At 67.1% G+C, this 12,867-nt stretch carries 11 protein-coding genes; 9 read left to right on the top strand and 2 right to left on the bottom strand.

Features of this window, described 5'->3' with window-relative positions; translation table 11 throughout:
• Positions 1–468: 468 nt before the first annotated feature.
• From LJ656_RS14225 to LJ656_RS14190, 8 genes are all read left to right on the top strand, one after another.
• Positions 469–834, top strand: coding sequence for a response regulator (locus LJ656_RS14225; RefSeq protein ID WP_230510043.1), 366 nt, complete (start codon positions 469–471; stop codon positions 832–834).
• Positions 827–1,450, top strand: coding sequence for a chemotaxis protein CheC (locus LJ656_RS14220; protein WP_230510042.1), 624 nt, complete (start codon positions 827–829; stop codon positions 1,448–1,450). Before LJ656_RS14225 ends, LJ656_RS14220 begins: the two co-directional genes overlap by 8 nt.
• A complete protein-coding gene (locus LJ656_RS14215; RefSeq protein ID WP_230510041.1) occupies positions 1,447–2,394 on the top strand; it encodes a sensor domain-containing diguanylate cyclase in 948 nt (315 codons plus the stop codon). Before LJ656_RS14220 ends, LJ656_RS14215 begins: the two co-directional genes overlap by 4 nt.
• A gap of 218 nt (positions 2,395–2,612) precedes the next feature.
• Complete coding sequence (gene hpnD, locus LJ656_RS14210; RefSeq protein WP_230510040.1) at positions 2,613–3,461, top strand: presqualene diphosphate synthase HpnD; 849 nt, start codon at positions 2,613–2,615, stop codon at positions 3,459–3,461.
• Between the two features lie 10 nt (positions 3,462–3,471).
• Positions 3,472–4,740 (top strand): hydroxysqualene dehydroxylase HpnE, encoded by a 1,269-nt coding sequence (hpnE, locus tag LJ656_RS14205; protein ID WP_230510039.1) that lies wholly within the window; start codon positions 3,472–3,474, stop codon positions 4,738–4,740.
• Positions 4,737–6,800 carry a squalene--hopene cyclase gene (gene shc, locus LJ656_RS14200; RefSeq protein WP_230510038.1) on the top strand — a complete coding sequence of 688 codons (2,064 nt, stop codon included), beginning with the start codon at positions 4,737–4,739 and terminating at the stop codon, positions 6,798–6,800. The genes hpnE and shc overlap by 4 nt, the downstream gene beginning before the upstream one ends.
• Positions 6,801–6,816: 16 nt before the next feature.
• Positions 6,817–7,545 (top strand): phosphorylase, encoded by a 729-nt coding sequence (locus LJ656_RS14195; protein ID WP_230510188.1) that lies wholly within the window; start codon positions 6,817–6,819, stop codon positions 7,543–7,545.
• 162 nt (positions 7,546–7,707) lie between these two features.
• Positions 7,708–8,193 (top strand): acyl-CoA thioesterase, encoded by a 486-nt coding sequence (locus LJ656_RS14190; RefSeq protein ID WP_075298474.1) that lies wholly within the window; start codon positions 7,708–7,710, stop codon positions 8,191–8,193.
• A gap of 131 nt (positions 8,194–8,324) precedes the next feature.
• Here the strand turns inward: LJ656_RS14190 and LJ656_RS14185 are convergent, their stop codons facing one another.
• Both LJ656_RS14185 and hpnN read right to left on the bottom strand, forming a co-directional pair.
• Positions 8,325–9,404, bottom strand: a complete 1,080-nt coding sequence (locus LJ656_RS14185) for an MlaA family lipoprotein (protein WP_230510037.1) — start codon at positions 9,402–9,404, stop codon at positions 8,325–8,327.
• Positions 9,405–9,407: 3 nt separating this feature from the next.
• Positions 9,408–12,023, bottom strand: coding sequence for a hopanoid transporter HpnN (gene hpnN, locus LJ656_RS14180; RefSeq protein ID WP_230510036.1), 2,616 nt, complete (start codon positions 12,021–12,023; stop codon positions 9,408–9,410).
• Between the two features lie 213 nt (positions 12,024–12,236).
• Between hpnN and LJ656_RS14175 the strand changes: the two genes are divergently transcribed.
• The gene (locus tag LJ656_RS14175) at positions 12,237–12,839 is read left to right on the top strand and encodes an MlaC/ttg2D family ABC transporter substrate-binding protein (protein WP_230510035.1); all 603 of its coding nucleotides are present in this window, start codon (positions 12,237–12,239) and stop codon (positions 12,837–12,839) included.
• Positions 12,840–12,867 lie beyond the last annotated feature (28 nt).

Raw genomic sequence — 12,867 nt, 5'->3', positions numbered from 1 at the left:
TGGCACCTTGCCGCCGTTAGAACAAGCATAGACGCCGGGCGGCAAAAGTTGCCGCCAACGGGGGGCGGTTTTTACGCCGCGTGTCCGCCACAATCAGCGACAAATCGAAAAGCGCAAACGTACACAAAAGTATAAATATGAAGAATGGCGCGATGTATCGGGCCATTCGTTTTGCAAATACCGGGTGCATCGGAAAATCTGTCTAGCGAAGCCGATTCTGGTGAGTTGCCTTTGCATGGCTTTGCTTCGACAATCCACCCCACGCTATAAGGCCACCGCTGTCTGCGGGGCGAACCGCCCCCGCTGCGGCGAGCGCCTGCTGCCGCCTACGCGTTGCTCGCGGCGGCACCGGGTGCATTGTCGCGACGCAACACTGTACCCGCTCGGGGATCGTTCGGCCGCGCCGGCGTGCATCGTCCGTCGTCGGCGGCCCCATTTCTATCTGCCCAACCGCCCGACCGCCATTTCATGCTGCCCATTGTGATTGCCGACGACTCGCTGCTTGCCCGCAAGCTGCTCACGAAGGCGCTGCCGCCGGACTGGCAGGTCGACGTGTCGTACGCGACCAACGGGCGCGAGGCGCTGGAGCTGTATCGCGCGGGCAAGGCGGCGGTGCTGTTCCTCGATCTGACGATGCCGGACATGACCGGCTACGAGGTGCTCGACACGCTGCGGCACGAGGATCTGAACAGCTTCGTGATCGTCGTGTCCGCGGACGTGCAGCCGCTCGCGCAAACTCGCGTGCGCGAACTCGGCGCGCTTGCCTTCATCGCTAAACCGGTGACGCCGCAGGCGCTCCTGCCCATCCTCAAGGAGTACGGCTTGTATGCTTGAGCCCGCCTTCAACGAAGATCAGCGCGACGCGCTGCAGGAAATCGCCAATCTCGCGATGGGTCAGGCGGCCACCCGCCTCGCGCGGCTGCTCGATGCGTTCATCGAGCTGTCGGTGCCGCGCGTGCGGATGGTCGCGGTCGGCGACGCGGCCGCCGCGCTGCGCGAGATGACCGGCATCGACGATACGGTCAGCGCGGTGCGCCAGGGCTTTCGCTCTGATATCAAGGGCGAGGCGCTGGTGATCTGCCGCAGCGACAGCATCGCGCAGCTGTGCTCGCTGGTGAACGACCCGTATGCGCGCTCGAGCTACGAGACGATCAGCCAGCGCGAGCTGATGCTCGACGTCGCGAATCTGCTGGCGGGCGCGTGCGTGTCGTCGATCCTCGACCAGCTCGGTCGCACGCCGGTGTTTTCCGCGCCGGGTCTGCTCGGCGAAGCGCTCAGTTTCGACGAGGTGTTCCAGCCCGGCGCACTGCACTGGGACTGCGCGCTGCTCGTAGAAGTGAATTTCGCGCTCGAAAACCGGAGTTTTCGCGCGCACCTGGTGATGCTGATGGCCGAAGAGTCCATCCGTCACATGAACGAAGCGCTCGATGCGCTGCTGGCCAGTCTATGAATGTATCGGTTCAATCGTTGAGCGACCTGGTGGTCGAGCGGGTCGGCTTTGGCATTTTCGTGCTCGACCGCGACCTGAACGTGCTGATGTGGAATCGCTTCATGCAGGATCACAGCGGACTGTCCCCGCAGCAGGTGGTCGGCCGCTCGATCTTTGCGCATTTTCCGGAACTGCCGCGCGTGTGGTTGCAGCGCAAGATCGACAGCGTGTTCCAGCTCGGCACCTTCGCGTTCAGCTCGTGGGAGCAGCGCCCGTATCTGTTCCGCTTCGAGCATGACCGGCCGATCACCGGCGGCGTCGATTTCATGCAGCAGGACTGCACGTTCATGCCGCTGATGCGCGAGCGCGAGGTGGTGGCCGTCTGCGTGACGATCTCCGACGTCACGCACGTGAGCATCGTGCAGCGCGAACGCGAGGAAGCGGTCGCCAAGCTGCAGGAGTACGCGAATCTGGACGGCCTCACCGGCATCGCGAACCGGCGCTTCTTCGAGGCGCGGCTGCGCGATGAATTCACGCGCTGGCAGCGCTACGGCGGCGATCTGTCGATGCTGCTGTTCGATCTCGATCACTTCAAGAAGATCAACGACCAGTTCGGCCACGGCGTCGGCGATACCGTGCTGCGCGTGATGGCGCAGCGGGTGGCCGGGGTGGTGCGCGCGCAGGACACGTTCGGGCGCTTCGGCGGCGAGGAGTTCGCGCTGCTGCTGCCGTGCACGCCGCTCGACGACGCGATGCTGGTCGCCGACAAGATTCGCCGGGTCATCGAGGAGACGCCTGTCGAGCTGATCGGCACCAGCGTGCCGGTGACCGCGAGCCTGGGTGGCGCGGCCGCGCGCGAAGGCGTGCCCGCGTACGACGTGCTGATCAACGAGGCCGATGCCGCGCTGTACAGCGCGAAGCGGCAGGGGCGCAACCGCTCGGTGGCGTTCCGGCTGGCGGCCTAGCGGTCGCGAACCGCGCCGGCCACGGCTGCGCGCCCTTGCGCGCCGCCGCGTCCCGGCCGCCGGACCTGCGTCGGTCGGCAAAGATTGCTATACTTTTGGCCGTTTCCGGCCGCCAGCCGGACCTTTCGCGCCCGTTCGCGCGCGGACCCACTGCCCTGCGGGCCGGCATAAAAACTTCTTTGTTCGCCTTTCAGCAGGCGCCTCCAGCGGAGATCGTCTTGGCTGTTTCCAATCTTGTCGTGGACGATACTGAAATTGACGCCGCTGCCGCCACGTCCGGCAGCTCGTTTTATCTCGCGATGCGCATCCTGCCGGCGGCGCAGCGCGATGCGATGTATCAGGTCTATGCGTTCTGCCGCGCGGTCGACGACATCGCCGACAGCGACCTGCCGCGCGCCGAACGCGCGGCCGCGCTCGAACAATGGCGCGCCGACATCGACGCATGCTACGCCGGCGCGCCGCGCGCGTCGCTGCGCGCGCTGACCCGGCACATCCACACGTTCCGCCTGCAACGCGAAGACTTCCACGCGATGATCGACGGCATGGCGATGGACGCCGCCGCCGATATCTGCGCGCCCGACGAAGCCACCCTCGACCTCTATTGCGACCGCGTCGCGAGCGCGGCGGGCCGGTTATCGGTGAGGATATTCGGGATGCGCGACGAGCCGGGCCACCAGCTCGCGCACCATCTGGGCCGCGCGCTGCAACTGACCAACATCCTGCGCGATATCGACGAAGACGCCGGCATCAACCGCTGCTACCTGCCGCGCGAATTGCTCGCGCGCGAAGGCATCGCGGTCACGAGCCCGCAGCAGATCGCCGACGATCCGTCGCTGCCGCGCGTGTGCGCGACGCTCGCCGAGCGAGCGAAGCAGCACTTCGCCGAGTCCGACGCGATCATGGATCGCGAGCCGCGCGCGCAGGTGCGCGCGCCGCGCATCATGTCGGGCGTCTATCGCGTGCTGCTCGAGCGCACGCGGGAGCGCGGCTTCGACATTCCACGCACCAAGGTGAGCAAGCCGAAGCTGCGCCTGCTGTGGATCGTCGCGCGCTACGCGCTGTTCTGATCCCGGGCTGATGCCAAAGCTCGTCCACGTGGTCGGCGCGGGTCTGGCCGGCCTCGCCGCCGCCGTGCAGGCGCAGCGGCGCGGCGCGCGGGTCGTGCTGCACGAGGCCGAGCAGCACGCGGGCGGACGCTGTCGTTCGTACTACGACGCAAAGCTCGGCGCGACGCTCGACAGCGGCAATCACATCGTGATGGCCGGCAACACGGCGACGCTGAACTACACGCGCGCGATCGGCGCATCCGACGAACTGGTCGGCCCCGCGCAGCCCGACTATCCGTTCGTCGATCTGGCCACGCTCGCGCGCTGGAACGTGCGGCTGTCGCCGGGCATCGTGCCGTGGTGGATCTTCGACGCGCAGGCGCGCGTGCCGCAGACGCAGCCGGCCGATTACCTCGCGCTGGTGCCGTTGCTGATGGCGCGCCCCGGCCGCAGCGTCGCGCAGACGATGCGCTCTAACGGTCCGCTGTGGGACCGCTTTCTGCGGCCGCTGCTGCATGCGCTGCTGTATATGGAGCCGCGCGATGCGTCGGCGGAACTGACCGGCGCGATCGTGCGCGAGACGCTGCTCGCGGGCGGCCTTGCGTGCCGGCCGCTGCTGGCGGGCAATGGCCTCGGCAGCGCGTTCGTCGAGCCGGCGCTGCGTCTGCTGCAACATGGCGGCGCGACGATCCGGCTCGGCTCGCCGCTGCGCGCGCTGACGTTCGCGAGCGAGCCGGCGCGCGTGCAGTCGCTGCAATTCGCCGGCGAAAGCATCCCGCTCGGCGCGAACGAGGCTGTGATTCTCGCGTTGCCGCCCGAACCCGCGGCGACGCTGGTGCCGGGCCTGCGCGGACCGAACCGCTTTACCGCCGCGCTGAACGTGCACTTCGCGATCGAGCCGCCGTTCGGTTTGCCGCCGGTCACCGCGCTATTGAACGGCACGTCCGCGTGGCTGTTCGCGTTCGACGGGCGTCTGTCCGTGACGCTCGACGGCGCCGACCGTCTGCTCGACACGCCGCCCGAAGTACTGGCCGCGACCGTCTGGGCCGAGGTCGCGCGGGCCGTCGATCTGCCGCTCGCGCCGCTGCCGCCGTGGCAGGTGGTCAACGAAGCACGCGCGACGTTTGCCGCGCTGCCGGAGCAGGAGACACTGCGGCCCGGCACGCGTACGCGCTGGAACAACCTGATGCTCGCGGGCGACTGGACGGCCACCGGCCTGCCCGCGACGCTCGAAGGGGCGATCCGCTCCGGCCAGCAGGCCGCGGATACGCTGCTGAATCAACCGATGGAACGCCGATGAACGATTTATCCGAGAACCAGCCGCTGGACGCGGTGCTGTCCGAAACCGCCGACGCGGCGCTCGAACCGGCCGTGACGGCCGAAGCCGCGACTGCTGCTGCGACTGCCCCATCCGCCGCGACCGCCTTCGCCGCTCCGGCGCTCGACGCCGCGATCACCCGCGCGACCGACGCGATCCTTGCCGCGCAGCACCCCGACGGCCACTGGGTCTACGAACTCGAAGCCGACGCGACGATTCCGGCCGAATACGTGCTGCTGGTTCACTACCTCGGCGAAACGCCGAACCTCGAACTCGAACAGAAGGTCGCGCGCTATCTGCGCCGCATCCAGTTGCCCAACGGCGGCTGGCCGCTGTTCACCGACGGCGCGCTCGACATCAGCGCGAGCGTGAAGGCTTATTTCGCACTGAAGATGATCGGCGACTCGCCCGACGCCGAGCATATGGTCCGCGCGCGCGAAGCGATCCTCGCGCACGGCGGCGCGGAAAACGTGAACGTGTTCACGCGCATCCTGCTCGCATTGTTCGGCGTAGTGTCGTGGCGCGCGGTGCCGATGATGCCGGTCGAGATCATGCTGCTGCCGATGTGGTTCCCGTTCCATCTGTCGAAGGTGTCGTACTGGGCCCGTACCGTGATCGTGCCGCTGCTGGTGCTCAACGCGAAGCGGCCGCTCGCGCGCAATCCGCGCAAGGTCCGCATCGACGAGCTGTTCCGCGGCGCGCCGGTCAACACCGGCATGAACGCGCGCGCGCCGCATCAGCACGCGGGCTGGTTCGGCTTCTTCCGCGGTGTCGATACGGTGCTGCGCGCGGTCGACGGCTTGTTCCCGAAGGCGACCCGCGAGCGCGCGATTCGCGCGGCGGTCGCGTTCGTCGACGAACGTCTGAACGGCGAAGACGGCCTCGGCGCGATTTTCCCGGCGATGGCCAACTCGGTGATGATGTACGACGTGCTCGGCTATCCGGCCGATCATCCGAACCGCGCGATCGCCCGCAAGTCGCTGGATAAACTGCTCGTTATCAAGGATGACGAAGCATATTGCCAGCCGTGTCTGTCGCCGGTGTGGGATACCTCGCTGGCCGCGCACGCGCTGCTCGAAACGGGCGACGCGCGCGCCGAGCAGGCCGCCGACCGCGGACTGCAATGGCTGCTGCCGCTGCAGATCCTCGACGTGCGCGGCGACTGGATTTCGCGTCGCCCGAACGTGCGTCCGGGCGGCTGGGCGTTCCAGTACAACAATGCGCATTACCCGGACGTCGACGATACCGCGGTGGTCGCGATGGCGATGCAGCGCTCGGCGGCGCTCACGCAATCGGATGCGTATCGCACGTCGATTGCGCGCGCGCGCGAATGGGTGGTCGGGATGCAGAGCAGCGACGGCGGCTGGGGCGCGTTCGAGCCGGAAAACACCCAGTACTACCTGAACAACATTCCGTTCTCCGATCACGGCGCGCTACTCGATCCGCCGACCGCCGACGTGTCGGGCCGCTGTCTGTCGATGCTCGCGCAACTCGGCGAGTTGCCGCAGGGCAGCGAGCCGGCGCAACGAGCGTTCGCGTACATGCTGCAGGAGCAGGAGTCGGACGGCAGCTGGTACGGTCGCTGGGGCCTGAACTACATCTACGGCACGTGGACCGCGCTGTGCTCGCTGAACGCGGCCGGCATGCCGCACGACGACCCGCGCATCAGGCGCGCGGCGCAGTGGCTGCTGTCGATCCAGAACGACGACGGCGGCTGGGGCGAGGCCGGCGAGAGCTACAAGCTCGACTACCGCGGCTACGAGCGCGCGCCGAGCACCGCGTCGCAGACCGCATGGGCGTTGCTCGGTCTGATGGCGGCCGGTGAGGTCAATCATGAGGCGGTCGCGCGCGGGATCGACTATCTGCAGCGCGAACAGCGCGAGCATGGGCTGTGGGACGAAACGCGCTTTACCGCGACCGGTTTCCCGCGCGTGTTCTATCTGCGTTATCACGGCTATCGCAAGTTCTTCCCGCTGTGGGCGCTCGCGCGCTTCCGTCATCTGAAGCGCAACGGGCTCACGCGCGTGACGGTCGGGATGTAACGTGGCCGCATCGAGAATGCCGGCGGGCAACGCCGCCGCCGGGCGCCTGCCGGTGATCGTCGTGACGGGGATGGCGTTCGAAGCGCGCATCGCGCGCGGCGACGGCAGCGACGGCGTCGAGGTCGTGTACGCGGCGCGCGCCGATCTGCTCGAACGGGCGCTGAACGCGGCGCTCGCGCGCGGCGCGGCGGGCATCGTCAGCTTCGGCACTGCGGGCGGGCTCGCGCCGGAGCTGGAGCCGGGCGCGCTGATCGTCGCCGATGCGGTGCATGGGCCGAACGGGCGCATCGCTACCAATGCGGACTGGACCGCGCTGATCGCGGCCGCAGTGAGCGCGGGCGGGCTCGGCGCGCGCGTGCGACGCGGCTCGACCGCCGCGGTTGCCGCACCGCTGATCACCGCCGCCGATAAACGCGCGTTGCACGACGCGACCGGCGCGCTTGCGGTGGATATGGAATCGCATATCGCCGGCGCGACGGCTGCCGCGCACGGCTTGCCGTTCGCGGTGTGCCGCGCAATCGTCGATCCGGCGTGGCGCACGCTGCCGCCGGCCGCCACGGCCGGTCTGCGCGATGACGGCACGACCGCGCTCGGGCCGATTCTGCGGGAGTTGCTGCGCCAGCCGTCGCAGCTTGGCGCGCTGCTCAAGCTCGCTGCCGATGCGCGCGCCGCGCGGACCACTTTGGTCGAAGCGCGGCGGGCGATGGGCGAGGCGGGTGCGCTGCGGATGATGGTTGCGGTCTGAGGCCCACGCATTCGGCCTCTCTAGCCCCACACTATCGCCCCGATAAATTCAGCAAGCATTGAAAAACTAGGGAAAACCCTTATATTCGGTATAATCGTAAGTGTTAACCCTAGTTCGGATGCCTGGTGCACCCGGCTGGAAGCCTCACAGAAGGAGTGCCAGATGAATTTCCATACCAGAAAGTGGGTGAAGCCCGAAGACCTGAACCCCAACGGGACGCTGTTCGGCGGCAGCCTGCTGCGCTGGATCGACGAAGAAGCGGCGATCTACGCGATCAGCCAGCTCGATAACCAGCGGGTCGTGACCAAGTTCATGTCCGAGATCAACTTCGTCAGCTCGGCGCGTCAGGGCGACATCATCGAACTCGGTATGACGGCTACGCATTTCGGCCGCACGTCGATCACGCTGCGCTGCGAAGTGCGCAACAAGATCACCCGCAAGAGCATCCTGACGGTCGAAAAGATGGTGTTCGTCAATCTCGACGAAAACGGTGAGCCGGCGCCGCATGGCCGCACCCGCATCCGTTTCGCGGACGAGCAGTTCGCACACTATCGGGCGAATTCCCGGCCGGTGCCGCAGCCGGCGCCGGTAGCGGCTGTCGATGAAGAGCGGGTAGCCGCGCGCAGCGAAGTCGACAGCCTGCATTGAGCGGGACGCGGTCGGAGTGGTGGAGCAGGTGAGCTGGCCCTGGCGGGTAGGGCGGTGCGGTTGACGTAGTTTTTAGCGGGGCGCCCATTGCGGGCGCCCCGTTTCTATTTAGAGCGGTTGCTACTGATGCGTTATTGCGGCGCCGGGACCGCCTGCGTAGCCGACGCACCCGACGGCGCCTGAACAGCGGGCGCGGAAGGCACTGCGGGCGCGGCAGGCGCTGCGGTATCGCCCGGATCCGAGTAGTTGGGCGCAGCGGGCGACGGCGCAGCCTGGTTAGCACCGCCCGCACCCGACGCGCCATTCGGCGCCGGCGCGTTCTCACCCGGATCGGTGTAATTGGGCAAGCCGTCCGGCGCGCTGCCGGCCGCACCACCTGCGCCCGCCGCACCCGCACCCGAGGCCCCTTCCGGCGCCTCCCCGACAGCCCCCGGATCAGCGTAATTAGGCAAGCCGACCGCCGGCGCCCCAGCCGCGGGCGCGCCCGAGCCGTTCTCGCTGTGATCGTCGTAATCCGGCAGCGGCGCCGGGTTGTTACTCGTGCCGCGCAAGCGCGACAACCGCTGCTGCGTATAGGCATCGCGCACGAACGAGTATTTATCGAGCGCGGCCTGCTGCAACAGATCGGTCGCGCCGAGCAGATCCGAGCGCGTGCTGACGAACTGCAACACGTAAAGCGGATTGCGGGTCGCCGGCTCGATATAGTTGATCGGATTGAACTTCACATCGACGATGAGCCCCATGCTGTCGCGCACCGTGCTCGGTCCGAACAGCGGCAGCACGAGGAACGGACCCGACGGCACGCCCCAATGCCCAAGCGTCAGCCCGAAGTCCTGGTGATGCTTCGGCAACCCGGCCGGCGTCGCAAAGTCGAGCAGACCGCCGATGCCGAACACCGAGTTCATCGCGAAACGCATGATGTCTTCGGTCGCATCGGTGATCTTCAGCTGCAGCAGCGCGTTGGCCGCGTTGGTCAGGTCGCCGAGGTTCGAGAAGAAGTTGCTGACGGCGGTGCGCAGCGGCTGCGGCGTTACCTTCTGATAGCCCTTCGCGACCGGCACCGCGACGTAGCGGTCGACGCCGTCGTTGAACGAGAAAATCGCCCGGTTCACCGGTTCGAACGGATCGCCCGGCTTGCGGTCGGGACCGGTTGCGCAGCCGGAGATCAGACCGGCAGCGGTCAGCGCCAGCGCGGTGTTACGCAGCTTCATACGTTAAATTCCTTTTTGCTTCCCGCGACGTTGGCGTGGCTTGCCCATCAGCACCGGCTGGAACACCACCGCGCCGATCAGCGTGCAGAACAGCGACAGCGCGAGCAGCCGTCCCATGCTCGAGGTGCCGGGGTGATGCGACAGCCACAGGCTACCAAACGCAGTGGCGGTCGTGGCGGCGCTGAACAGCACCGCGTGTGTCAGGCTCGACTGCAGCAGACCGGTCTGGCCGTTGCGCCATGCCATCACGAAGTAGATCTTGAAAGCGACGCCGACACCGAGCATCAGCGGTAGCGCGATGATGTTCGCGAAGTTCAGCGGCATGCCGAACACCACGCACAGTTCGAGCGTAACGAGCGCGGACACCAGCAGCGGCACCAGCGTGCGCAGCACGTCGCCGATCCGGCGCAGCGCGATCCACAGCAGCACCGCGATCGACAGCAGCGCGTAGACCGCGGCCTGCAGGAACGCCTTGATGATCGTGTCGGCCGAATGGAGGATCGAGATCGGTCCGCCGATCGCGCCCGGCTCGGCTTTCTTCACCGCGTGCGCGAAGCGGGCGAGCATCGCGTCGTCGTTCGGATCGGTGCCGGCGGCGATCTTCGGCGAGATGTCGACGAGCGCCTTGCCGCCCTGGCCGATCCAGCGCGCGGAGATTTCCTTGGGCAGGTTCTCGCGGGTGATTTCGGTCGGCTGCAGCAGGTTTTCCAGCTGCTTCAGCGCGATGCGCAGCGTGTCGGACATCGCGATTTCGGCGCGGTCGCGGGTGGCCGCGTCGGCGCCGGCGAGCTTTTGCAGGGTGCTCGACAGATGCTGCGCTTCGGCCGCGCCCGGTCCGGGGTGATCCTCGGCGGCAAGCGACAGCTGGTTGGCCGCGCGCTTGAGCGCGGCGACGCGCACGTCGTCGGTGGCCTGCGCCGCGGGCTGCTGTTGCAGCGCCGGCAGCAACTGTTGCGCGGCGCTCGCGATCAGCATCATTTTCTGCTGCTGCTCGGCCGGCACGAAGGTGGTCAGCGTGGTCACGCGGCCCACTTCCGGCAGCTTGCGCAAACGCTCGGCCATCGCGTCGGCGTCGGCGAGCGACGGCGCGAGCGCGTGCACGTTGTTGACCGCGGCTTCCGGCGAATCCTTCAGCGAGAGCAGCGTCGCCAGCGATTCCGTATGCGGGTCTTTCAGATGCAGCGGATTGAAGTCGAAACGCAGATGCGCGAGCAGCGGCGTCCCGCCGAGCACGACGATCAGCGTGCCAATCAGCACCGGCCGGCGATGATGGTCGAGGAAGTCATCGACCGGCGCGAGCTGCTTGAAGCCCGGCGACGCGGCTTCGCCCGGCGGATTGAAGAGCTTGAGCAGCGCCGGCAGCAGCGTCATGTTGGTGAAATACGCGACGAACATCCCGACGCCGGCGATCTGGCCGAGTTCCGACACGCCGCGATACGCGGTCGGCAGGAACGAGAAGAAGCTCAGCGCGACCGCGACCGCCGCGAGCGTGAGCGGCACGCCGATGCTGTGCGCGGTGTGCATCAGCGCGGCCGACAGACGGTCGTCGCGATTGCGCTCCTCGCGATACTTGACGCCGAACTGCACGCCGAAATCGACGCCGAGCCCGACGAACAGCACCATGAACGCGACCGAAATCATGTTCAGCGCGCCGACCATCATCAGACCGAGCGCGGCCGTGATTGCAAGGCCGACGAACAGCGTGATGAACACGGCGAGGATCATCCGGCCCGAGCGCAGCGCGAGCCACAGGATGATCAGCACGACGACGAAGGTCGCGATGCCGTTGAGCACCGCGCCGTCCTGCACCGATGCGAACTCTTCGTCCGCCAGCGGTTGCTCGCCGGTCAGGCGGATCGTCGCGCCGTAGCGCGAATCCAGCTTCAGCGACGCCGCCGTTGCGCGGATCGCGCGCGACGCGTCCGCGCCCGGCTCCAGCGCGTCGTAATTGACGACCGGCTGCACCAGCACGAACGAGCGGGCCGGCTCGGTGGCCGCGCTTTTATCGACCAGCGCGCGCCACGAGAACGCCGCATGCTTGCCGGCCAGCACCTGGTCGAGCGTATTCGCGCTTTGCGAAAGCAGGTGGCTCATGTCGGCGAGCTTCACCTGGCCGAGCTGCAGCGGCAGCAGCAGGCTGGTGGTCAGCGTGCCGGCGAGGCCGGTCAGGCTCGGATCGTGCGCCAGTGCATTGACGAGCGGGCGCGACTGCACCAGTTGCGAGGTGGTGGACATGACCTCGTCGGTGGACGGAAACAGCAGGCCGTTGTGTTCGAAGAACGGGCCGCCGGCGGGCTGCGAGACCGAGATGAACTCTTTCGGATCGGCGCGCAGCGCGGCGGTCAGCGCGTTGGCGGCGGCGTCGGCGAACTCGGGCGCGCGCGCTTCGACCACCACCAGCATCGTGCTGCCCTGGTCGGGGAACGCGGCATCGAGCGCGTTCTGCACTGCCGACCATTGCTTGTCGGTCTCGATGAGACGGCTGATGTCCGTGTTGATCTTGAAGTTATGCGCGACGTAGAAGCCGCTCAGAACGGCGAGCACGAGCGACGTCACGATGATCCTCAGCGGATGACGCACCGAGTACGCGACGAGACGGACGATAGATGACTTCAGCATGTAGGCGGACGTGGCCTTATCACGGTGTTGGGTTTGACGAAGGTGCGTAAGTATACAGAGCCCGGGCCGGTGAGCCCGACTTCGGTAGCAAGTTCGGCTCCCGACCGGCCCGCCGGGAGTGGAACGCAATCCCGGCTATACTGGTCTATCCCTCATTAGCCGTGGGCCTCGAGGCCCGCCGGCGTACTTCTTCTTTCAGGTCACGACGAGCGTATGAAACGATATCTGACTGCTTTCCTGGCCGCGGCCGTGGTATCCACCGCCGCGTTTGCGCAAAGTGCCCCCGACGCGGTGGTAAAAAGCGCCGTCGAGGGTACGGTCGCCGCGATGAAGGCGGACCCGCAGGCGCGTGGCGGCGACATGGCGAAGATCACGAGCATCGTCGAAACGCACTTCCTGCCCGCCACCGACTTCCATCGCACCACCCGCATCGCGGTCGGCAAGCCGTGGGCTACCGCGACGCCCGAACAGCAAAAGCAACTGTACGAGCAGTTTACGCTGCTGCTGACCCGCACCTACGCGGCGTCGCTGTCGCAACTGCGCGATCAGGACGTGAAGTTCAGGATTGCACCGGTGAGCGTGCCCGCCGGCGCCACCGACATCGTCGTGCAATCGCACGTGCTGAGCAACGGCGGCGACGATGCGATCGACTACCGGCTCACCAAGGGCCCGTCCGGCTGGAAAATCTACGACATCAACATGATGGGCGCGTGGCTGATCCAGGTGTATCAGACCCAGTTCGCCGACCAGATCAACAAAGGCGGGATCGACGGGCTGATCAAGTTCCTGACTGCGCATAATGCGCGCGGCGGGTAAACGGGTCGACAGATTTTCGTAGTGTCAA

This window comes from Paraburkholderia sejongensis (assembly GCF_020880815.1).
GTDB lineage: Bacteria > Pseudomonadota > Gammaproteobacteria > Burkholderiales > Burkholderiaceae > Paraburkholderia > Paraburkholderia sejongensis.
This window is presented reverse-complemented; position numbering and strand designations above follow the sequence as displayed.

What these genes read in the sequence shown, in the direction of transcription:
- hpnE (WP_230510039.1), top strand. Translation starts at nt 3,472, where the DNA reads ATGCCAAAGCTCGTCCACGTGGTCGGCGCGGGTCTGGCCGGCCTCGCC.
- LJ656_RS14190 (WP_075298474.1), top strand. Translation starts at nt 7,708, where the DNA reads ATGAATTTCCATACCAGAAAGTGGGTGAAGCCCGAAGACCTGAACCCC.
- shc (WP_230510038.1), top strand. Translation starts at nt 4,737, where the DNA reads ATGAACGATTTATCCGAGAACCAGCCGCTGGACGCGGTGCTGTCCGAA.
- LJ656_RS14215 (WP_230510041.1), top strand. Translation starts at nt 1,447, where the DNA reads ATGAATGTATCGGTTCAATCGTTGAGCGACCTGGTGGTCGAGCGGGTC.
- LJ656_RS14185 (WP_230510037.1), bottom strand. Translation starts at nt 9,404, where the DNA reads ATGAAGCTGCGTAACACCGCGCTGGCGCTGACCGCTGCCGGTCTGATC.
- LJ656_RS14225 (WP_230510043.1), top strand. Translation starts at nt 469, where the DNA reads ATGCTGCCCATTGTGATTGCCGACGACTCGCTGCTTGCCCGCAAGCTG.
- LJ656_RS14220 (WP_230510042.1), top strand. Translation starts at nt 827, where the DNA reads ATGCTTGAGCCCGCCTTCAACGAAGATCAGCGCGACGCGCTGCAGGAA.
- LJ656_RS14175 (WP_230510035.1), top strand. Translation starts at nt 12,237, where the DNA reads ATGAAACGATATCTGACTGCTTTCCTGGCCGCGGCCGTGGTATCCACC.
- LJ656_RS14195 (WP_230510188.1), top strand. Translation starts at nt 6,817, where the DNA reads ATGCCGGCGGGCAACGCCGCCGCCGGGCGCCTGCCGGTGATCGTCGTG.
- hpnN (WP_230510036.1), bottom strand. Translation starts at nt 12,023, where the DNA reads ATGCTGAAGTCATCTATCGTCCGTCTCGTCGCGTACTCGGTGCGTCAT.